Annotated in this window: 19 protein-coding genes and 2 pseudogenes; 8 read left to right on the forward strand and 13 right to left on the reverse strand. The window is 38.2% G+C overall.

Annotation, left to right across the window (positions count from 1 at the left end):
- Positions 1-187: 187 nt before the first annotated feature.
- Together I6E72_RS18650 and I6E72_RS18655 are read right to left on the reverse strand one after the other, a co-directional pair.
- On the reverse strand, positions 188-1,174 hold the full coding sequence (locus I6E72_RS18650; protein ID WP_197113698.1) for a Gfo/Idh/MocA family protein: 987 nt from the start codon (positions 1,172-1,174) through the stop codon (positions 188-190).
- 295 nt (positions 1,175-1,469) lie between these two features.
- Positions 1,470-2,489 carry an AraC family transcriptional regulator gene (locus I6E72_RS18655; RefSeq protein ID WP_197113701.1) on the reverse strand — a complete coding sequence of 340 codons (1,020 nt, stop codon included), beginning with the start codon at positions 2,487-2,489 and terminating at the stop codon, positions 1,470-1,472.
- Between the two features lie 102 nt (positions 2,490-2,591).
- Between I6E72_RS18655 and I6E72_RS18660 the strand changes: the two genes are divergently transcribed.
- Positions 2,592-4,196, forward strand: coding sequence for a GMC family oxidoreductase (locus I6E72_RS18660; protein WP_197113704.1), 1,605 nt, complete (start codon positions 2,592-2,594; stop codon positions 4,194-4,196).
- 27 nt (positions 4,197-4,223) lie between these two features.
- Here I6E72_RS18660 and I6E72_RS18665 read toward each other — a convergent pair whose 3' ends face one another.
- The 3 genes from I6E72_RS18665 to I6E72_RS18675 all read right to left on the reverse strand — a co-directional run bounded on the left by I6E72_RS18665 (position 4,224) and on the right by I6E72_RS18675 (position 5,931).
- The gene (locus I6E72_RS18665; RefSeq protein WP_165721661.1) at positions 4,224-5,039 is read right to left on the reverse strand and encodes a class I SAM-dependent methyltransferase; all 816 of its coding nucleotides are present in this window, start codon (positions 5,037-5,039) and stop codon (positions 4,224-4,226) included.
- 3 nt (positions 5,040-5,042) lie between these two features.
- Positions 5,043-5,444, reverse strand: a complete 402-nt coding sequence (locus tag I6E72_RS18670) for a hypothetical protein (protein WP_002960599.1) — start codon at positions 5,442-5,444, stop codon at positions 5,043-5,045.
- Positions 5,445-5,511: 67 nt separating this feature from the next.
- A complete protein-coding gene (locus I6E72_RS18675) occupies positions 5,512-5,931 on the reverse strand; it encodes a DUF3429 domain-containing protein (protein ID WP_165725021.1) in 420 nt (139 codons plus the stop codon).
- Between the two features lie 282 nt (positions 5,932-6,213).
- Here I6E72_RS18675 and ahpC point away from each other — a divergent pair, with 282 nt between their 5' ends.
- Positions 6,214-6,783, forward strand: a complete 570-nt coding sequence (gene ahpC / locus I6E72_RS18680) for an alkyl hydroperoxide reductase subunit C (protein WP_007581822.1) — start codon at positions 6,214-6,216, stop codon at positions 6,781-6,783.
- 154 nt (positions 6,784-6,937) lie between these two features.
- Entirely contained in the window at positions 6,938-8,512 is a 1,575-nt protein-coding gene (ahpF, locus tag I6E72_RS18685) for an alkyl hydroperoxide reductase subunit F (protein ID WP_197113709.1), read from the forward strand.
- Positions 8,513-8,642: 130 nt separating this feature from the next.
- Here the strand turns inward: ahpF and I6E72_RS18690 are convergent, their stop codons facing one another.
- From I6E72_RS18690 to I6E72_RS18705, 4 genes are all read right to left on the reverse strand, one after another.
- Entirely contained in the window at positions 8,643-8,903 is a 261-nt protein-coding gene (locus tag I6E72_RS18690; RefSeq protein WP_197113712.1) for a hypothetical protein, read from the reverse strand.
- A gap of 40 nt (positions 8,904-8,943) precedes the next feature.
- Positions 8,944-10,965: a GAF domain-containing hybrid sensor histidine kinase/response regulator gene (locus I6E72_RS18695; RefSeq protein ID WP_197113715.1), complete on the reverse strand. Its 2,022-nt coding sequence runs from the start codon at positions 10,963-10,965 to the stop codon at positions 8,944-8,946.
- A gap of 541 nt (positions 10,966-11,506) precedes the next feature.
- A complete protein-coding gene (locus I6E72_RS18700) occupies positions 11,507-11,728 on the reverse strand; it encodes a hypothetical protein (protein WP_007581825.1) in 222 nt (73 codons plus the stop codon).
- Positions 11,729-11,737: 9 nt separating this feature from the next.
- Positions 11,738-12,508, reverse strand: coding sequence for an undecaprenyl-diphosphate phosphatase (locus tag I6E72_RS18705; protein ID WP_197113718.1), 771 nt, complete (start codon positions 12,506-12,508; stop codon positions 11,738-11,740).
- A 236-nt stretch (positions 12,509-12,744) separates the two neighbouring features.
- Here I6E72_RS18705 and I6E72_RS18710 point away from each other — a divergent pair, with 236 nt between their 5' ends.
- From I6E72_RS18710 to I6E72_RS18720, 3 genes are read left to right on the forward strand one after another with little or no spacing between them, the layout of a single operon-like run.
- A complete protein-coding gene (locus I6E72_RS18710; protein WP_033026460.1) occupies positions 12,745-13,032 on the forward strand; it encodes a hypothetical protein in 288 nt (95 codons plus the stop codon).
- Positions 13,029-14,624, forward strand: coding sequence for a PepSY-associated TM helix domain-containing protein (locus I6E72_RS18715; RefSeq protein WP_197113721.1), 1,596 nt, complete (start codon positions 13,029-13,031; stop codon positions 14,622-14,624). Before I6E72_RS18710 ends, I6E72_RS18715 begins: the two co-directional genes overlap by 4 nt.
- Complete coding sequence (locus I6E72_RS18720) at positions 14,621-14,866, forward strand: hypothetical protein (protein ID WP_197113724.1); 246 nt, start codon at positions 14,621-14,623, stop codon at positions 14,864-14,866. The genes I6E72_RS18715 and I6E72_RS18720 overlap by 4 nt, the downstream gene beginning before the upstream one ends.
- Before the next feature lie 9 nt (positions 14,867-14,875).
- Here the strand turns inward: I6E72_RS18720 and I6E72_RS19805 are convergent, their stop codons facing one another.
- Positions 14,876-14,995 carry a hypothetical protein gene (locus I6E72_RS19805; protein WP_442960309.1) on the reverse strand — a complete coding sequence of 40 codons (120 nt, stop codon included), beginning with the start codon at positions 14,993-14,995 and terminating at the stop codon, positions 14,876-14,878.
- Positions 14,996-15,264: 269 nt separating this feature from the next.
- A pseudogene (locus I6E72_RS18725) lies at positions 15,265-15,971 on the reverse strand (patatin-like phospholipase family protein); the annotation flags it as partial.
- A gap of 166 nt (positions 15,972-16,137) precedes the next feature.
- Between I6E72_RS18725 and I6E72_RS18730 the strand changes: the two are divergent.
- Positions 16,138-17,010, forward strand: a complete 873-nt coding sequence (locus I6E72_RS18730) for an SMP-30/gluconolactonase/LRE family protein (protein WP_197113727.1) — start codon at positions 16,138-16,140, stop codon at positions 17,008-17,010.
- A 34-nt stretch (positions 17,011-17,044) separates the two neighbouring features.
- Here I6E72_RS18730 and I6E72_RS19810 read toward each other — a convergent pair.
- Positions 17,045-17,182, reverse strand: a pseudogene (locus tag I6E72_RS19810) (NfeD family protein); the annotation flags it as partial.
- 267 nt (positions 17,183-17,449) lie between these two features.
- Positions 17,450-18,889, reverse strand: coding sequence for a diguanylate cyclase domain-containing protein (locus I6E72_RS18735; protein WP_197113741.1), 1,440 nt, complete (start codon positions 18,887-18,889; stop codon positions 17,450-17,452).
- Positions 18,890-19,272: 383 nt separating this feature from the next.
- Between I6E72_RS18735 and I6E72_RS18740 the strand changes: the two genes are divergently transcribed.
- Positions 19,273-20,166 carry a cation diffusion facilitator family transporter gene (locus I6E72_RS18740; protein ID WP_007581834.1) on the forward strand — a complete coding sequence of 298 codons (894 nt, stop codon included), beginning with the start codon at positions 19,273-19,275 and terminating at the stop codon, positions 20,164-20,166.
- The last annotated feature ends 77 nt before the right edge of the window (positions 20,167-20,243 follow it).

Raw genomic sequence — 20,243 nt, forward strand, 5'->3', positions numbered from 1 at the left:
TAATAAACCGAATTTGGGTTGTTAGTGTTAAGTTTGTTGTAGAAGTATTTGATTGCCCATGGATGGGGATCGCTATTTTTAAATGTGTTTGTAAAGTGTGTTTTGTAAAATGTGTAGTTGTACGAGAGCTATTTAAGCTTTCTTCTGGGCGTTAACTGTCGTTGGTTAACGCCCATATTTTATTTAGTTAGTCGTTAGGGTACACAACCCCAAGCTGTTTGCGCGCTTCATCAAGTACGCTCATTACGTTACTGGCTAAAATATGTGTATTAACGGGTGACTCAAGAATATTTTGCTTCACTAATGCCATAAAATGTTCAACTTCGTATTTCATAAAGTGCTCATCAAACGGCTGGGATATAATCTCTACCTCACCATTATTAGCAATAAACTCCACCTTTTTAAGTTGCGATACGGCTTCTATACGTATGCGTCCAAGTTCGCCTTGTATTTCGGTTATGTTGTCGCCTTGCGATATTTTAGAGTAACTAATAACGGCTTGTTTATCAGCGTAGCTTAGTAATACATCCCCCGCACCATCAACACCTGTATCAAGTAATACGCCACTGGCACTTACGCTTTGCGGCGCTCCCCAAAGTGCAATTAATAAATACAGTGGGTAAATCCCTAAATCAACCAAAGCACCGTTAGCAAACTCGGGTAAAAATGTATTTGGGCGTTCGCCATTTTTATATTTATCGTAACGTGATGAATATTGACTGTACTGGCCAATATATTTACGTGGAGTGCCAATTTTTACCATTGCCTGTTGCAGCCGTGCAAAGTTAGGCAAGTGAGTGGTCATCATGGCTTCCATGTAAAGGCGCTGATGCTTTTTTGCTGTAGCTATAATGCTTGCAAGCTCTTTAGAATTAGCAGCTGATGGTTTTTCGCCAAGGACATGTTTACCTGCTTCTAGGCACATAACGGCATATTGCTTATGTAAGCTGTTAGGGGCGGCTATGTAGACAGCATCAACATTTTGATCTTGGCATACTTGCTCGATTGAGGTGAAAATTTTTGCTTGTGCATTTTGTGGGTGTTTGGCTAAAAATGCTTCGCCGCTTGATACTGCGCGCGAGCACACACCATATAAATTAAAATCGTTTAACGTATTTGCAGCGGCTAACAGTGTGTCGCTAATAAAATTGGTGCCAACAATAACAAAGTTCATGCTCACTCCTTAGCTTAAATAAAAAATAATAAGAGCGTTTAGTTTAACATTTTTTTAGTCCTATATGCTTTAGGGCGTGTTGATCTTTGGTGGTTGAATTTGCAGCAGTATGTTTGGTTTTTAGGCAAGGCAGAGCCTATGTAGTGTGGTTATTCCCCATAAATAGGCGATAACGCAGCATAAAGGCCAAACATGCGCTGCCCTATGGGTTCTTTCTAGGGACGATTGACTCTTTGTTGCTCGATTTTTACTTAGCCCACTAGGTTACAAACCTCGCGCCGCGATTAAATCGCCCCTAGATTGAACAAATTTCAATCCACAAAGTTCGACACGCCCTAGGAGAACATCCAAACCAGCGTTTAACATTAACACTTAGCGTTGCTTGCTCCTGATACCCTAAAAGCTCAGATATGGTTGAGATTGTAAATTGGTTTTGCGCTAAATAGTGTGCAGCTAAAGCGCGACGAGTGGCATCTTTAAGTTTTACAAAGCTCGTATTATGTTTGATAAGTTCTCGATGCAGAGTACGCGGGTGCATACCCAGCGCAGCTGAAATAGTTTGGTTACTACATTGATAAATAGGAAGCATAGGCCTAATTAGTGCACTAACTTGGTTGGGTAATGGTTGTGTGTGTTCTTTGTTTTTTGCCAAGAAGCTTAGCGCTGCTTGTACTTTATTTAGTTCAGGGTGATCAAGCTTAAGAGTTAAATCACTTTTTGAGATTACAATACCAGCGCTGTTGCGATGCTCTACAACGTTACAACCAAGGTAAGTGTTATAGGCACGAGTATTAGTACTTAATTTTTTTGGCAAAAATATATTAATTGGTTTGCAGCGGTTATTACTCAGCTTTTTAATAACAGCCAATGCTAAACCAATGGTTAGCTCAATCACTTGGTTAATGTTCGGTAATGGTTTTAAATTAATTTCGAATGATAAAAACAAGCTTTTATCATTCTCTAAAGGGTGCGAGTTTAAGCTAAGTGCAGGGCTGTGCAAGTGAAGGTATTTAATAACCCAATTAAGTGCATCACCTAAATTAGTACTACTTTTAGCTGCTATTGCAATATGCCCTAAAATATCAAAATTTTGTCTACTTGCGAGCTTAAGGCCAAAACTAGAACAATTGAACTTACAAGCACAGTATTCTAATAGCTCAGCGTAATCTCGATAAGGTAAATATTGGTTATCGAGATTTTTAAAGTCAACGTTATTAATATTATAGTTTTGCATTATTTCATGCGGATCGCCGCCAAATTCGCTAATTAGGGTGTCTATACCTTGTAATGACGTGGCTCTGATTAGGCTGCTCATGGTTAACCTCAAATAAACGATGTCTAAAAATATCAAGTTTTGTTGAATTTTTCTATGCACTATTACTGTTAAAGCCGTTTAAAACTTTTATTAAGGTACACCATGAACAATACAACATTTGATTACATTGTGATTGGCGCAGGTAGTGGCGGCTGCGTTATGGCATCGCGATTGTCTGAGGATAAAAATGTAAGTGTGTGCTTAATTGAAGCTGGCGGCAGTGATAACAGTGTATTTGTGCAAATGCCAGCAGGCATAGCAGCGGGTGTGCCTTATGGCATAAATAGCTGGCATTACAATACGGTGCCACAAAAAGAGCTTAATAACCGATGTGGTTTTGTGCCGCGTGGCAAAGTACTGGGTGGGTCAAGCTCGACTAATGCAATGGTTTACATAAGAGGTAATAAGTACGATTACGACCAATGGGCTGCTAATGGCAACACGGGGTGGGATTTTGATAGTTTACTCCCGTACTTTATTAAAGCTGAGAACAATAAAGCGTTTATAAATAATGAACTGCACGGGACAAAGGGTCTGCTACATGTACAAGAGCTAAATAACCCAAGCGATGTAAACCAATACTTTTTAAATGCCTGTGCTGAGCAGGGCGTTAATTTAAGCGACGATATAAATGGCAAAGAGCAAAGCGGCGCACGTCTATCGCAGGTAACTCAGCGCAATGGCGAGCGTTGTAGTGCAGCAAAAGCGTATTTAACACCGTATTTAAACCGCCCAAATTTAACGGTATTAACCCATAGCCACGTTAATAAAATAAATATAACCAATAAGATAGCGCAAGGCGTGCAAATAGAGCGTAATAAAGAGGTTATTAATTTACGTGCTAAAAAAGAGGTAATACTTAGTGCTGGCGCTATTAATTCGCCGCAAATATTAATGCTTTCAGGTATTGGCCCAAAAGAGCAGTTAAGTGCACATAACATTAATGTTCAGCACGTACTTGAAGGTGTTGGCGCTAATTTACAAGATCATTTAACGGTAGTGCCACTTTATAAATCAAAAACAAGTAAGGGTACATTTGGTATAAGTCCGTTAGGCATTGCCAGCATTATAAAAGGCTGTGTTAACTGGTTTAGTAAACGAGAAGGGCGATTAACCAGTAACTTTGCAGAGTCGCACGCGTTTATTAAATTATTTGAAGGCTCGCCAGCGGCTGATGTGCAACTAGAGTTTGTAATTGGGCTGGTGGACGATCATAGTCGTAAATTACACACTGGGCATGGTTACAGTATACACAGCAGTATTATGCGCCCCAAAAGCCGAGGTACTATTACATTAGCTGATAACAACCCGCGTAGTGCTCCACTTATTGACCCTAATTACTTAAGCCATCCAGATGATTTAACTGTAATGCTTGCTGGTCTTAAAAAAACACTCGCTATTATGCAAAGCAAAGCTTTTGATAACATATGCGGTAAAATGGTCTACCCGCTTGATATAAATAATGATGATCAGCTAATTGAGTTTATACGCCAAACTGCAGATACCGAGTATCACCCAGTCGGGACATGTAAAATGGGGCAAGACTCAATGGCAGTGGTGGATACTAATTTACGAGTACACGGGGTAAGCAATTTACGCGTAGTCGATGCGTCGATTATGCCTACTATTATTACCGGCAACACAAATGCGCCGGTAATTGCGATTGCTGAAAAAGCGGCTGATTTAATTAAACGCGAAAATGTATAATTAAATAAACTGTAGTAGGGCTATTAATTAGCTATAAAACTCATTTAGCCATTGTTGCCAATCGCTTTCCAGGTGCAGCATTTGCTGATGCTTTTTAGCGTTTAGATGCTTGGTTTCGTCCTCGCTTGCCATATAGGGTCCAACGCGGCAAAGGGGGCAATGGTTAGATGTTAAGTATGCAGGTTTGGTAAGACGTGAGCTTAATTCGCTAGTATGTGTATCAATACTTTTTGGGCTGAAAACGTAAGTTATGCCGCTGGTGTCTTTTACGTGTTTATCGCGGTCAACATTACGAATTTTATAACCTTCAAAATGGCTAATATCAAATGGGATTTGGCCTAAATAATCAGCGTTTAAACCGTTATTTAAACTCCCTTCTATATTCCATTCTCGATAAGGTTTTACATCCTTTGAAGTGATATAACACAGCATTGGACCATTTTTATCAAGCGCGTATTCGTTAGCGTATTTAATAAATTGATGCAGCAAAGCGCGGTTTAATACGTTCATACTGGTTTGGCGCGTGTTGTTTTCAAATGCTTCACGGCCAACAAACGCAGGTATAAGCGGAAACTGAAAAATAACCACGTCAAAGCTGTGCTGGTTTTCACTTAGAGTTTGCCAACACGCGGGATTTGTTACATCAAAACTATTAAGTACCTCAACGTTATGCGCTTTTAGGTTACCAAGTGCATTGTGCTGATACTTTTTCTCAATAGTAGTTTGGTCATCGTAAGTGGATGCAACCAAAGCTTTTGGCGATAGATGAGTGTAAATAGCGTTCGAAAACGATAAATCGCCATCGCCTACGGTGAGTATTCGCCATTGAGGATTTAAATACATATTTTATTTAGCGTTTATGTTTGTAGCAGTATTATTTATATCGCTATTTGTTTGTGAGTCTTTTGCTAGTAAACGATGAAACGCAAGTCTGGTTTTTAACCCTTCAATTGCGATTTGTTTAATAATAAGATTAAAGGTAATTAAAATGGCAAAGGCAATATGAATAGGGCCGTGAGTAAATCCTGCATCTGTATCGTAGAGTGTTAAACCGAATAGCAAAAATAAGACGACTAAGAAAATTTCGAGTAATTGACTTGAATAAAAACTTAAACGACCTTCGCTTTTATGATCTTTTTTAATGCGAATAGCACAAAAAAATGGGATCACTTTGATTTTAAATGCAGCGTTTTTTTCTACGTAGTTTTCGCCAAGTTCGTCGAGTTGTTGGCGTAGTTGGTCAATCATGGTGTGTCCTCAAATAGCAGTGCGCGGATATTACCTTATTACCACGCAATATTTAAGTTTACAGCTGCTATTTAGGGTAAATACTCATACCAATAGTCAGAATGTGACAAACAAACACAACAGAGGTAAGTACTACACGCATTTTTTGATAATCTTTATGATAGGTTTGCCATTGCGGCGTGGCTTTTTCAAATATAAGTACTAACCAAAAACTAGCACCTAGCCAAGCCAGTGCCCACTCTACAGGTAAAAATGATAAAAATGGAACTGGGATAACAGGTAATACCGCTTTAATTGCATTGCTATAGCTTTGCTCTCCGGCGCGCCACAAGCTACCTGCCATAAATGCTAAAATGGCGATACTGTAAAAAGTAAAAAACTCTAAGTTAAGGCTATTACTGCCAAACATAAGTGGCCAACCCACACACCCTAAAAACGGGATTAAGCCTAAGTAACCTAGTTGTATGTGGTTAAAAAATTTTTCCATTACGGCGTGCCTTATATTTAATGACTTATTTGAAGCGCGGCTATTGTAGCAGTATTGCGATTAGCGATCTTAATAATTCGCCAGCGTTTACAATCCAAATAATGCTTACGATAAAAGAGATTATATAGTTCAATCCAAAAAACCGATTGTTTTAATCTAAACAATCAATTTTATTTAATTATCCATTAGCCTTATTGTATTAACCAAGCCAACGCAGAAGGTCGTTTTAAACGAGAGCGTTGATTACTTTTTAAATACATTAAATATAGATGAGGAAATACCATGAGCACTTCATTAATCAATACTAAATTACAACCATTCAATGCAACCGCTTACCACAACGGTGACTTTGTAGAATTGTCTGAAAAAGATGTTCTAGGTAAATGGTCAATCTTCTTCTTTTACCCAGCAGACTTTACATTTGTATGTCCTACTGAACTTGGTGATGTTGCAGATTATTACGCACAACTTCAAGAAATGGGCGTAGAAGTTTACTCAGTATCTACTGACACTCACTTCACTCACAAAGCATGGCACGATACGTCAGACACAATTGGTAAAATTACTTACCCAATGATTGGCGACCCAACAGGACGTATTACTCGTAGCTTTGGCGTAATGATTGAAGAAGAAGGCTTAGCACTTCGCGGAACATTTGTAATGAACCCAGAAGGCGAAATTAAAATTATCGAAACTCACGATTTAGGTATTGGTCGAAGCGCTAAAGAACTTGTTCGTAAAGTACAAGCTGCACAATACATTGCAACTCACGACGGTGAAGTTTGTCCTGCATCTTGGCAGCCAGGTGAAGACACACTTGCACCTTCATTAGACCTAGTGGGTAAAATCTAAGTATAGATTTATTCCTACTATAAGGGCAGGTAACTGCCCTTAAATCAACGAACATCCGTTTGTTGGTGCCTCCTATATCAAAATACTTGTTTAAGCACATGCATTATTTGGCATGGGAGGCTTGCTGTTTAAATTTTCCTAAAAGGGTTAAGCCATGTTAGATAACAACATAAAAAATCAATTAAAAAGCCATTTTGAATCGCTTACTCAACCTGTTGAGCTGCTTATTGCCTTGGATGACAGCAAAAAATCAGCAGAAGTAGAAAGCTTAGCGAACGATTTAGCCTCACTGAGCGATAAATTTACGGTAATAAACAACCCCGACACAAGCGCACGTCGCCCGTCAATGGTTGTACATTCACCTATTAAAAACACTCATATTACGTTTGCAGGCGTACCTATGGGCCACGAATTCACAAGTTTAGTGTTAGCGCTTTTACATACTGGCGGACACGCAAGTAAAGCCAAAAGTGAAGACATTGAACAAATACAATCGCTTACTCAAGAACTTAACTTTGAAGTATATATAAGTTTAAGTTGCCAAACGTGCCCGCAAGTAGTCCAAGCACTTAATACTATGGCAGCGACAAACAGCAATATTAAAGCGACCATGATTGATGGCGCATTATTTCAAGATGAAGTAGAAGAGCGAAATATTTTAGCTGTACCGGCTGTATATTTAAATGGCGAACCATTTAGCCAAGGTGCACTAAGCCTTACCGACATACTCAATAAAGTAGATAGCAAAGGGGCACAGCGCCAAGCTGAATCGCTAAGTAAAAAAGATAAATTTGATGTACTTGTAATTGGTGGTGGGCCTGCGGGCGCATCGGCTGCGATTTACTCAGCACGAAAAGGGTTAAATACAGGTATTGTTGCCGACAGATTTGGTGGACAAGTTGCAGATACATTAGCAATAGAAAACTTTATTTCGATTAAGGCGACTGAAGGGCCAAAATTGGTTGCCCAGCTTGAAGAGCACGTTAAAGAATACGATGTAGATGTAATGCATAATCAGCGTGCAGCGGCACTTGGTTATAACAATGGCTACGAAATTACACTAGAAAATGGCGCAGTACTTAAAGCTAAGTCGCTCGTACTTGCCACTGGTGCACGCTGGCGCGAAATGAACGTACCAGGGGAGCAAGAATATCGCGGCCATGGTGTGGCATATTGCCCACATTGTGATGGCCCTTTATTTAAAGGTAAACCTGTTGCCGTAATTGGCGGTGGTAATTCAGGTATAGAAGCAGCAATCGATTTAGCTAATATTGTGCAAAGCGTTACGGTACTTGAATTTGCAGACACACTACGTGCTGATGAAGTGCTTATTCGTAAAGCTAAAAGCATGGCTAATATTACCATTATCAAAAGTGCACAAACTACCGAAGTACTTGGCGATGGTAAAAAAGTAACTGGCTTAATGTACACAGATAGAGTGTCGGGAGAGAGCAAAGAGCTTGAACTTGCCGGTATATTTGTACAAATAGGCTTAATACCAAATACCGAGTGGTTAAAAGACAGCGACCTTGAATTAAGTAAATTTGGTGAAATACTGATTGATGCTAAAGGCGCAACGTCACTACCAGGAATTTACGGCGCGGGGGATGCAACCAATACTCCGTTTAAACAAATTATTATTGCAATGGGCAGCGGTGCAACAGCAAGTTTAGGTGCATTTGATTATTTAATTCGTCACTCTGAAGAAGCTGATCAAAGTGCTGCTTAACATTATTTAATAAAAAATTTAGTAAAAACTCTCTTGATATAACAGCAAGGCTACACCCATAGCTGTTTGTTAACCCAAGCCGCCCTTCTCCAAAGGCGGCTTTTTTAATACTTAAGAATTAGCACACGATTTAATCGCACCCACAGCCAGAATCACCGCCGCTACAATTTGTATGAGAATGCGATGAGTTACTGCTAGAGGAAACTGATGAGTCACTGCCAGTATAAGCTGATGATCCACGTGATGGCTTAGCACTGATAAATGTAACTAACAGCAATACGCCTGATACGATAACTATTGTTATTGATGAGCTCCATTGCCCAGTGGAAACGACTTTAAATACTGCAACAATAAGTACTGTTAGTAATATAGTTCTAATTATGTTTTTCATTTTATGTTCTTATTTTTTACCAGTGGCAGTGCAGTAAAAATTAGCTGATTTTTACGGTATGCTCAAGCGCGTTAATAACTGCCTTTTCAAGTATGGGTAGTTTAAACGGTTTTGATATAAACATATCCATACCGGCTTGTTTGCAGGCAAGTTTGTCTTGTGATGAAGTGTTAGCTGTTATTGCTACTATGTAAGTTTTTTCATGCGAGCAGATGTTTTCTGATCTAAGCTGCTTTGTTGCCTCAAATCCATCGAGTATGGGCATAATGCAGTCCATAAAAATAAGGTCATAATGCTTTTGGCGACATTTTAATACAGCATCTTGGCCATCAACTGCAGAGTCGGCTTTAATATTAAGTTTGCCTAAAGAAGCATGAAGTACTAACCGATTGATGTCGTTATCATCGACTACAAGCACTGATAGTTCACTGCCGTTGATATCTAACGTTGATTTAAGGCTTTCTTGTTTTTGTTCTGTCCCTTTCTCAATAGGAATATTTACTAAAAACGTAGTGCCTTTATTAGGTGTACTTTTTACCTTTATTTTTCCGCCCATATATTCAACAAGCTCTTTTACTATTGCAAGGCCAAGGCCTGTTCCACCTTTTGAATTCTTAGCATCTACTTCTTGAGAAAAAGGAGAAAACAGTGATTCTAAAAAGTTTTTACTCATTCCTCGGCCTGTATCAGACACTTCAATATTTAAACTTAGCTTATTTTTTATTTTAGAAAGGCTGGTGTTTAATGTAACTGAACCATTTTCAGTAAATTTAAGTGCATTACTCAGTAAATTAGAAGCAATCTGGCTAAGGCGTGTGTTGTCGCTAAACGCCCAGCAGTTGTCATCAATTGTATTATTTACTTGTAGCGTTACATGCGTGTTTTTAAATAGAGGTGTATACAAAGAAGTTAAATCGGTAAAAATTGTTTTTAGTAAAAAGTCAGTAGGCTCAAGCTTTAGCTCACCATGATTAATTTTAGAAAAATCGAGCACTTCGTTAATAATACTAAGTAAAATATCGGCGCTTCTAAGTCCTATTTTAATTTTTTCAGCGCGAACTTCTTCACTGTGTTCATCAACTAATGTGGTTAGCATACCTGTAATGCCATTCAGTGGGGTTCTTAATTCGTGGCTGATTTTGGCAAATAGCATGCTTCTGTCTTCAAGTAGGCGCTCTGCTTGAGCTTGCTTTTGTTTAAGCTCTTCTCGAAGCTTGACTGACTCGGTTACATCTTGGCAGGTGCCAAATAATCGGACACATCGGCCTTCATCAAATTCGGCCTCACCAAAGGTAGCCACCCATAAATGTTTATTTTTAGCGGTTACTATTTCTAGTTCTAAATTCCATTTTTTGCCTTTTTCTATGGCTAATTCTACCGCGCGAGTAATGCCTTCACGACTTGGACCTTCTTTATAAAACTCGACTGCAGAATTCATTTGCGGTTGAAATTGTTCATCCACCTCATGTATGAGGTATGTTTGCTCGCTCCAGGTAATTTTATCGGAGACTAGATCAACCTCCCACGTACCTATATTTGCTACATTCTCTAACTTTAATAAAGTATTACTATTTTTTATGAGTTGTTCTTTAGCTTGAGTGCGAGCAAATTCCGATCCAAGCCATTGTGCAAATAACTCAATATAATCATAGGCTGCATCATTAAAAGCTGGAGAGCTGTTTATGGATGAAAAGTTAACGGTACCAAATATTTTTTCACCAATTTTTATTGGCGCGCCAATATAAGACTCTAACTGAAAGTTTATATAACAGGGGTGGTTTGCAATTGCGCTTTGAGATGCTTTATGAAAGGCAAGTGCAGAGCCTGCAGCGAGCGTATGTACGCAATAGGTGCCTTGTAATTCAAACACGGTACCGGGTAAAAGTGAGTTGTCAGGGGTTTTGGCATATAAAACGGTGTAGCTGTTTTCATCTACTTTACTAATAATACCTAGCTCAAGGTCAAATACTTCTAACCCAAACACTAAGAGCTTATTAATTTTATTTTCAAAATCAAGAGATTGATTAGAAACTATATCGTGAAAACATCGTAAAAAATTCAAAAGAAAACACCCCGTAAGCTTTTGTTCAATTTATATAATACATAGGCCAATAAGGGCATTGGTATTAATTTAAAATCCAGTTTAGCAGTTTTAATTACTAATAACTAAAATTGATACGTATTAAATTTTATAACCTTATGTTTTTATGAACTAAGTTAGTGGTTTATTAATAGTAGTAGGGCCTGTTGACCTTTCAGGATTAAAAATTGTTCAATCTAGGGGCGATTTAATCGCGGCGCGAGGTTTGTAACCTAGTGGGCTCGATAACTGCTCCTGCGTTATTCTACTGGCTTACATCCATGTAAGAATAAGTAAAAACCGAGCAACAAAGAGTAAATTGTCCCTAGGCAGAACCCAAAGGGCAACGCATGTTTGGCATTTATGCTGCGTTATCGCCTATTTATGGGGAATAACCACACTACATAGGCTCTGCCTTGCCTAAATACCAAACAGTCTGCTGCAAATTTAACCTCGAAAGATAAACAGGCCCTTGTATATAGCGCAACATGCCGCCGAGCATATAATACTCAGCGGTATACTTTTAATACGTTGAATTTGGGGTATATTGCGGGTTGATATCGCCGCCTACTTCCTCTGGGTCAACATCGTTAATAAGCAGTGTTTCACGTACAGCTTCAATGTGATCAAGTACGCTTTGGTAGCGCTCGCCATATTCATACTTTGTCACTTCAATCGCTTTAGGCATGTAAGTAAAAGCTATTTTTAAGGCGTGGAGTGCTTCTTCGTTTATTTTTTCGCTCATAATATTCTCTTATGTGTAGGCTATAGCTAATAAAATAACACCAAATACGATTCGGTAAAGACCAAAACTAACAAAAGTGAAATTTTCTAGAAAGCGTATGAATAGTTTAATAGTAAAATAAGCAACTATAAAAGATGTTAAAAAGCCAACTGCAAGGGCAGTTAGGTCATCTAAGCTAAACAGTTGGTAATGTTTAAGTAAGTCGTACCCTGAGGCTGCTGCAAGTACAGGTAAACCAAGTAAAAATGAAAATTCAGCGCTGGCTTTTCGGTTTAAACCACACAACATGGCACCAACAATAGAACTTCCAGCACGACTAGTCCCTGGAATTAACGCAAATACTTGTGCTACGCCAATCCAAAGAGCTTGTTTATAAGTAACTTGGGTTACATCGGTAGTTGTGCAGCGAGTCTCTTTATAACTGCGCTCTAATAGTAAAAAAATCACACCGCCTACAATAAACATAACACCTACTACTGGTACGCTAAACAGTGTTTTTATTACATCACTAAATATAAAACCAATAATACCCAAAGGAATAAATGCAATGGCAACTTTCACCCATAAATTGAAATGTTTAGGGCTAAACTTGTCTTTATAGTTGGCTAGTACCGCTAAAATGGCGGCAAGCTGGATAATTACTTCGAAGGCGAGGTTAGCGTCTGTTGATTCAATGCCTAACCACTTTGACGCTACAATTAAGTGCCCAGTTGATGATATGGGTAAAAATTCTGTTATACCTTCAATAATACCTAAAATAATCGCGTTAATTATATCCACGGTTTACTGCTTCCTGAAAAATTAAAAAGCCCGAACTCGGCTTAACTGAAATGACGCATTACTGCGTACCTAAATTGCGAGGCGTAGCATAAAAGCTCTTAAGGTAAACCAACAGTGTTTTTAGACTTAATTTGTTTAATAAATTGCATTAAGTATTAAATGCACAATATAATGACAATTGTTATCATTTGCATGTGCTGTTTTGTATATGTTTGGGCAAATTTATTGAGCGAATAATGAATAATAAAAAAACGTTTACAGCTACACGGCGAAGGCACTTAATTGCGTGTGTATTAGCGCTAGTTACAGCGGTAATAATGATTCCGGGTATGACAACCTATTTACCGTTTCAAATGAATGAACAAATATTACTGCCTATTTTACTCTTTCCTATTATTTGGACTGCGTTGTTTATTTATGCGTATTTGGCGCAAAAAGCATGGCAACCTTTTGTAGTAATGATTGCATTGTGTGTATTACATGGTTTATTGAGTTTTTGGGCGTTAACGCAGGGGCAGGGATGAAGTCGATTACTTTAAAAAAGCTATTTTTATTACATAGTTGGGTAGGAATTATTACTGCGGTACTGCTATTTATTGTTGCATTTAGTGGGGCGTTAGCAGTTCTGTCGCGACCTGAGTTAAAAATATGGGCTAACCCAGAACTGCAATCAAGCCAACACGTTGCCAGCGCGCAAATTAACCGACTAGTAAACGAATACCATAAAAAAGTACCTAGTGAATTTGGCGAAAACATTCATGTGTTTTTACCAAGTGGGCATAACTTTCATTTGTTAACGTTGGTATTTGAATCCCACCATGGCGATGAAAATTACGACCAAGAGGTGGCCAGAGTATTTCAATTTCATCCCGATACGCTGACGCTGGAAAATACTTACTATGGGCCTAGTAAAGAGTTTTACGCCAATAAAAAAACGGATGCGCCAACTTATATAGGTGAGTTTCATGCAGATTTGCATTTAGGGCGACCAATTGGGTTAATACTCACTGGGTTTTTAGGTTTAACGCTTTTAGTAAGTGCAGTGACAGGCTTGTTTATTCATCGCAAATTGATAAAAGAGCTCTTTACGTTTAGGCGAGATAAAGGATTAGATATTGCAGTAAGCGATGCTCATAAGGTTATAGGTATTTGGGGCAGCGTATTTAACATTGTGATTGGTTTTACAGGATCATTTTTAGGGCTCGCGACCATTATTTTACTACCAGCAGCTGCGTTTGTGAGCTTTGGTGGCGATCAAGATAAGTTAATAGAAACGTTTACTGCTATTCCTGAGCCTGTAGTTAGCCACATTAAACAACCTACAAAAATAGACACTATTTTAGAGCATGCTCATAGTCGTTACCCTGAAGCAATAATTAGGGATGTCACAATAATGGCGCATAACGATGCGAATGCGCAGGTATATTTGCGTTTGTTAGGTGGCGAGGCTGTTGCTTCTCAGTTACTGCATTATCAGGGCAATGGTGAGTTTGTACAGTCGATGAGTAGTTTTGGTGATATTTCAGGTGTTTCGATAAAAGTAATTGAGTTGATGTTTCCGCTGCACTTTGGGAACTTTGCAGGGGTGTTTGTAAAATTACTTTGGGTATTGCTTGGCTTAAGTACTGCGCTTTTACCTATTTCGGGCATGATGATGTGGCTAACAAAGCGTACACGTGGCAGTAGCCCTTCACTGAGTATGCAGGCATATGCACGCTGGAATCGTTTTATTATTGGCAGTTGTGGCGGTTTGGTATTAGCAAGCTTTGTGCTATTTCCTGTGCAAGTTGTACTTAATTATACCGTTATTGGTGTGGCGCAAAATAGCTTTTTTGGACCCGTGTTTTTTTATACGTGGTTGGCATGGGTACTCTTAAGCGTATTGCCCATAGGTTATAAAAACTACTTTAAGCTGACACTTTTACTATGCGGCGCTTCGCTTGCTTTGGTGCTGCCACTTAATATTTTACTTGGCGTTAGCAATGTTATTAACCTTAATAGCTCGCTTGTCGCGGTAGTAGATATAAGCTTTATGGTGGTGGGTATCGTGTGTATGTTTGTTGCCTTAAAAATAAAAAACACACAAAAATTACAAGTTGAGGTACAACCCGCATGAACGAGCTACTAATTACAATTGCGATGGTGAGTTTACTACTCATGATGCTCAATATACGAAAAAACACACTTACATTAGCGACTAAAACATTTTTAAGTGCACTGCTATTTGGTTTAGCGCTGATATGTTTTATGAGTGTTTACGGTATTTTAGGCGGTGCAATATGCACCGTTGTGGGAGCAATGTTAGCTGGTTTACTAACCGCAGTTATTGCGGGTAAAGCACCGCAATTATTAGGTTAAATAATGCAGTTATTTAGCTAAAAAGGCCTTAGCAGTATCAACTCCCATGTTGTAACCACTATTAAGTATTTCAAACTTTTTAGTGGTACGCCCAATTTTAAAATTAGCCGGTGGTGCAATGATATTGATTTTTCAGTCACTAGGCCGTGTTGATCTTTGGTGGGTGAATTTGCAGCAGTATGTTTGGTTTTTAGGCAAGGCGGAGCCTATGTAGTGTGGTTATTCCCCATGAATAGGCGATAACGCAGCATAAATACCAAACATGCGCTGCCCAAAGGGTTCTTTCTAGGGACGATTAACTCTTTGTTGCTCGGTTTTTACTTAGCCCACTAGGTTACAAACCTCGCGCCGCGATTTAATCGCCCCTAGATTGAACAAATTTCAATCCACAAAGATCAACACGCCCTAGGTGGATTCATAATAAAATCGATAGACTTATTATAAAAATCAGCCCTGTTTAAGGTCGTTTGAATTAATGCGGGATAGTTTTTATACATTTTTTTAGTGAGCCAAGGTGCCTTACTTGGTTTTTTACGATAGCCTAAACATTGAGACAAAATAACGGTGATTTCGCGTGCACCCATTTCGTAAGCTTTTATTACAGGAATTGAATCAGCAACACCGCCATCGCTATGTCATTAATAATAGGGTAGTCACGATATGCAATGGGTATAGCGCATGATGCTTTTAATTGATGCACCATATCGGCGCTGGTGGCTTTTAAATAGTGTGCTTTGCCTGATTCGATTGCCGTAGATACAATATAAAACTCGTGTGGAGTTTGTTCGAATACCTCTGTATGAAGACGTATTTCGCGAATCGTTTCTTGCCATAACCAATCTAAATCAAATAAATGACCACCTTTAATAAAGCGCGCTAAATTAATAAATTCAGGACGGCATGAGTAGTCAGTAATCACTTTATAATTTCGCATTGGTTGTTTGCATAAAAATGCGGCTATATTAGTTGCCCCGGCTGAAACACCAAAATAGCGTTCAAACGGCTGATATTGCTGTTTTAAAAACTCATCAAGCACACCTGCGGCAAATATACCGCGCATTGCACCGCCTTCAACGACGAGTGTGTTTTTATTATTGTTGTTCATGGTCAATCCTTTTTATTAAATTTGATGTTATCAACTCAGTCTAAAAAATGCGATAGAGATTACTAAATGTGTTGATAAATTAAAGCCAGGTACACATCGCGAAATCAACTGTTTTCTGGTAAGGTTAGGGTTACAAGGCTTTGTTAATAATAAAGAATAAGTATTTATGTTTGACCCTAGCGTAACCATTTTTGAAAGCACACAGAATCAGCTTGCAGAAAGTCCTCTTTGGCACCCTATGCTGAATACTTTTTTTTGGGTCGACATAAATAAAAAATTACTTTTAAGCAAAAAAATACACAGCGAAAGCCAACTAAAAACAGTTAATATTCCCGATACACTCAGTGCAATAGCGTGGATTGATGAGCAGCACTTGTTGCTAGGTACAAGTACTGGTTTATACAAATACCATATTAATTCGAGCACTCGCCACCTTATTTTTAATATTGAAAATACACAACTAAATCGGCGTTCAAACGACGGCCGCGCTGATCCATGGGGTGGTTTTTGGTTAAGTACAATGGACGTAAATGCTAAAAAAGGTGACGGTAAAATATACCGTTATTATAAACACCAGCTTAAAGCCGTTGTAAGTGGTTTGAGTATCCCAAATGGATTGTGCTTTGATAAGCCACGTTTGCGCGGTTATTACTGCGACTCTTTAACGAGTTGTATTTATGTATTAGATTTGGATGAGCAAACTGGCGAACCTTGCTCTGAGCCACGTGTTTTTTATCAATTTAATAATACTGATGTTGACCCCGATGGCTGCGTAACCGACCAATTAGGTAATTTGTGGCTAGCTGTGTGGGGAATGGGGTGTGTTATGTGTTTATCCCCTGGCGGTGAGCTAATTAAAACAATAAAGCTTTGTGCAATAAAACCGACATGCACTGCATTTGGCGGTAAAAATGCTGAATTGTTACTTGTGACATCGGCATTTGATGAATCGATTAATAATACTGTTACTGAACAAGGCGCTGTATTTAAAATCTCAGGCATAAAAAACGGGCAGTTTGAGCCGCCCGTTTTACTGTAATTTATTATACACAGTGCTTGTTTTAAAGTGATAGTTAGCTTTTAGGCTTAACCCACATAACACCCACTTCTTTTTTGGTTACTAAAACCTCAGTACCGGCGCTAATTGGTTGCTCACTTTTGAGTTTCCAGCTAATACCTGAATATTGATGTGTAGTTAAATCTTGTTCTGTACCTGGGGCCTCATTTCAACGCCATACGTTGCTTTGTAAGCGACAATCACTGATAAGTAAATTAACTCCATCAACAATTAGTGAGGTGTTATATTTAGTGATATCTGATTATTACTCCAAAGTACTCTATGAAGAAGGCGCAGTTTTGTGTTAATAATTAAACGCTGAGTGGTTGTATTGTTTATAATTTCAGCGTGTATAGATTATCACTACAGCGAACTTTTAACCACTAAAACTCACTGTAGCGCGCCGACTTAGTCGGTTTTTTTAAAAACTGGCTATTTTATTTCTGCCTGTTTCTTTTGCGTTATAAAGGGCTATGTCGGCGTTAGTTATAACTTCTTTAGGTGTTGTTTTTTGATTGGGTATAAGGCTATAAAATCCGATACTCAAAGTGAGGTATTTACTGGCACTTGAAAAGTTATGTTCAATTGCAAGTTCTGCAATTTTTTCCTGAATAAGAACAGCATATCTTTGGCAGTGATCTGTGTCGACTGCAGGTAAAATTATCGCAAATTCTTCACCACCGAAACGAGCGGCTAAATCACCTTCACGTTTACAAAGATCATGCAGCGCCTTGGCAACTTTTTTTAACACTTCGTCACCTAGCTGATGCCCATAGTTATCGTTATAACGCTTAAAAAAATCAATATCACACATTATTAAACTAATGGGTTCTTTATTACGTGCGCCGCGCTTAATTTCGCATTTTAAAGTTTGATCAAAACAGCGTCGGTTAGCAATGTTTGTAAGGCCATCAGTATTAACTTGTTTGTTAAGTTTATGATTGGCATTAATGAGTTGCTGCTGAGCTTGTTGTAGCTCTTGCTTGTAATTTAAATTTTTGAAAGCATTAGCAAGCATTTCACCTACTAACCTTAAGCGAATAAGGTCTAAATCAGTCCAGTTTCGCTTTTGAACAACGCAATCACAGCCTATAAAGCCAACGAGCTCTTTGTCATAACGTAGACCAATGCAAAGTACTGATTTTATTTTTTGTCGCTGGAAAATTGTTTTTTCGCTCATTGCTTGAATGGGTAACGACGTTACATCGTTAACTCTAAATAAGTGAGTACGTGCCATCAAACTAAAAAAATATGGGAGATCGCTTTTCGGAAGGTTTTGTAAGTCCTCTTTAAATGCTTGTATATCATTATTGACCCATTCGTGGGTGTTATTTATGGTTTTACCATCCTCGGCAAACTTAAAAAGATAACTTCTATCTGCGTGGCAAACGGTACCAATAGCTTTTAATGCGTAGTTGATATGCTTATCAACGTCGTCGTTTTGAATATCAATTAAGTCAGTTGATATGTTCGAAATAATATTATCAAAATCATATTGTTCATCTACATTATTATTCAATACATCGATTATAATAATGGAGCTTGAGTTAGGTAATTTTGCAAATTTTACATTGAGTAGCAATTTAGATACCTGTTTTGATAAAACAAACTGGCATTGGTTATTTGCAGTGAAATAATTAAAGAATAGCTCCTCGACTAATAGTTCTTTTTTACTGTGATGATTGGTTAAAGTGATGTGTGAAAAATCAATTTTATTAAAATGTGATTTATTTCTTAAGCCAAACAAGTCCTGTGCTTGGCTGTTAACTTTAAATATATTTTCATTGGCATCATAAAGTAATACACAAAACGGCAGTAACTCAAAGTTTCGCCATATTTCATTTGATAGGTTATTACTCACTCAACTCTCCATGTGTTTAAGCCACAATTAAATTGTTATCTATTGTATTTTTATTGTTTTTACTTGGGCGTGTTAATCGTCCTTAGATCGAGCTCAAAAGGCAGCGCATGTTTGGTATTTATGCTGCGTTATCGCCTATTTATGGGGAATAGCCACACTACATAGGCTCTGCCTTGCCTAAAAAACAAAAATACTGGTGTAAATTCAACCACCGAAGTTCAACAAGCCCTACTAATTATTAGCACATTTTTTTTGATTTACTAAGTTTTTAGTGCGTTTGAGGGCAGTACGTATTATAATTGATACTGTATATCATTACCCTTTTCTACTCTAAGCCATCTTTGGTTTATTTGCACTTTAAGTATAGGTTATTCAAGCATTTCATGACAGAAATCACTACACACCAAGCTTCTCGTCGTCGGTTACTTATTGCGCTAGCAATTACGTGTTCGTTTATGGTAATTCAGGTTATAGGTGCTTATTATTCTAATTCGCTTGCTGTACTTGCCGATGCGGGGCATTTGTTTGTTCACAATAGCTCGTTATTCATCGCACTGATTGCATCAAGTCTCGCTATTCATTTTGCTAAAACTTATAACGATGGTCATCAAAGAGCCGAGCTTTTGGGTGGTCTGGTGAACGGATTTTTATACCTAGCAATCAGTTTAATTATTTTGTATGAAGGTGGTGAGCGCTATATACACCAGCATGAAGGAAATGAACTGGCTATTAATAGTTATTTAATGTCGGTTATTGCTGCTATTGGTTTTTTATTTCATGGTGCTGCTGCATGGGTTTTATATAAAGGCCGCAAAGCGAGTATTAATGTTTACGCGGTATTTTTACATTCATTCTTTGATTTGATTTCGACAGTATCGACATTTGTAGCTGGTATTCTTATATATTTTACGGGCTGGGTTGTTATCGATATTTTATCGAGCATGTTAATCGCCTCTTTCGTGTTGTTTACCGGTGTTAAGGTCATTATTAGTTGTATAAAAGGTTTACGCTTAAATAAGGCCAAACTTCCTAAAGTTGCAGATATTGAAAGTGAGATTACAGATATGGAGCATGTTCACAATGTCCATAACGTCACTGTAACGCGTAAATATAAGGGTGTAGTAGTCGGGGCGCACGTTGTACTTAAAGAGCATTGTACTATTGAAAAACACGATGAAGCATGTCGTATGAAGGTAGAACAACTGTTAGCTGAAAAATTTAATGTACGCAATAGTGTATTACAAATAGAAAGCCACGAATGCCATCACATCCATTAGTAGCATTTAATTAATATAAAAGCGTGTAATAATGATTAGCACGCTTTTAATGTTTTAAATCAAATCAAATCAAATCA

This window comes from Pseudoalteromonas sp. NSLLW24, assembly GCF_015864725.1.
Classification (GTDB): domain Bacteria; phylum Pseudomonadota; class Gammaproteobacteria; order Enterobacterales; family Alteromonadaceae; genus Pseudoalteromonas; species Pseudoalteromonas arctica.

What these genes read in the sequence shown, in the direction of transcription:
- I6E72_RS18710 (WP_033026460.1), top strand. Translation starts at nt 12,745, where the DNA reads ATGAATAATAAAAAAACGTTTACAGCTACACGGCGAAGGCACTTAATT.
- I6E72_RS18690 (WP_197113712.1), bottom strand. Translation starts at nt 8,903, where the DNA reads ATGAAAAACATAATTAGAACTATATTACTAACAGTACTTATTGTTGCA.
- I6E72_RS18675 (WP_165725021.1), bottom strand. Translation starts at nt 5,931, where the DNA reads ATGGAAAAATTTTTTAACCACATACAACTAGGTTACTTAGGCTTAATC.
- I6E72_RS18740 (WP_007581834.1), top strand. Translation starts at nt 19,273, where the DNA reads ATGACAGAAATCACTACACACCAAGCTTCTCGTCGTCGGTTACTTATT.
- I6E72_RS18715 (WP_197113721.1), top strand. Translation starts at nt 13,029, where the DNA reads ATGAAGTCGATTACTTTAAAAAAGCTATTTTTATTACATAGTTGGGTA.
- I6E72_RS18700 (WP_007581825.1), bottom strand. Translation starts at nt 11,728, where the DNA reads ATGAGCGAAAAAATAAACGAAGAAGCACTCCACGCCTTAAAAATAGCT.
- I6E72_RS18650 (WP_197113698.1), bottom strand. Translation starts at nt 1,174, where the DNA reads ATGAACTTTGTTATTGTTGGCACCAATTTTATTAGCGACACACTGTTA.
- I6E72_RS18655 (WP_197113701.1), bottom strand. Translation starts at nt 2,489, where the DNA reads ATGAGCAGCCTAATCAGAGCCACGTCATTACAAGGTATAGACACCCTA.
- ahpF (WP_197113709.1), top strand. Translation starts at nt 6,938, where the DNA reads ATGTTAGATAACAACATAAAAAATCAATTAAAAAGCCATTTTGAATCG.
- ahpC (WP_007581822.1), top strand. Translation starts at nt 6,214, where the DNA reads ATGAGCACTTCATTAATCAATACTAAATTACAACCATTCAATGCAACC.
- I6E72_RS18720 (WP_197113724.1), top strand. Translation starts at nt 14,621, where the DNA reads ATGAACGAGCTACTAATTACAATTGCGATGGTGAGTTTACTACTCATG.
- I6E72_RS18665 (WP_165721661.1), bottom strand. Translation starts at nt 5,039, where the DNA reads ATGTATTTAAATCCTCAATGGCGAATACTCACCGTAGGCGATGGCGAT.
- I6E72_RS18660 (WP_197113704.1), top strand. Translation starts at nt 2,592, where the DNA reads ATGAACAATACAACATTTGATTACATTGTGATTGGCGCAGGTAGTGGC.
- I6E72_RS18670 (WP_002960599.1), bottom strand. Translation starts at nt 5,444, where the DNA reads ATGATTGACCAACTACGCCAACAACTCGACGAACTTGGCGAAAACTAC.
- I6E72_RS18730 (WP_197113727.1), top strand. Translation starts at nt 16,138, where the DNA reads ATGTTTGACCCTAGCGTAACCATTTTTGAAAGCACACAGAATCAGCTT.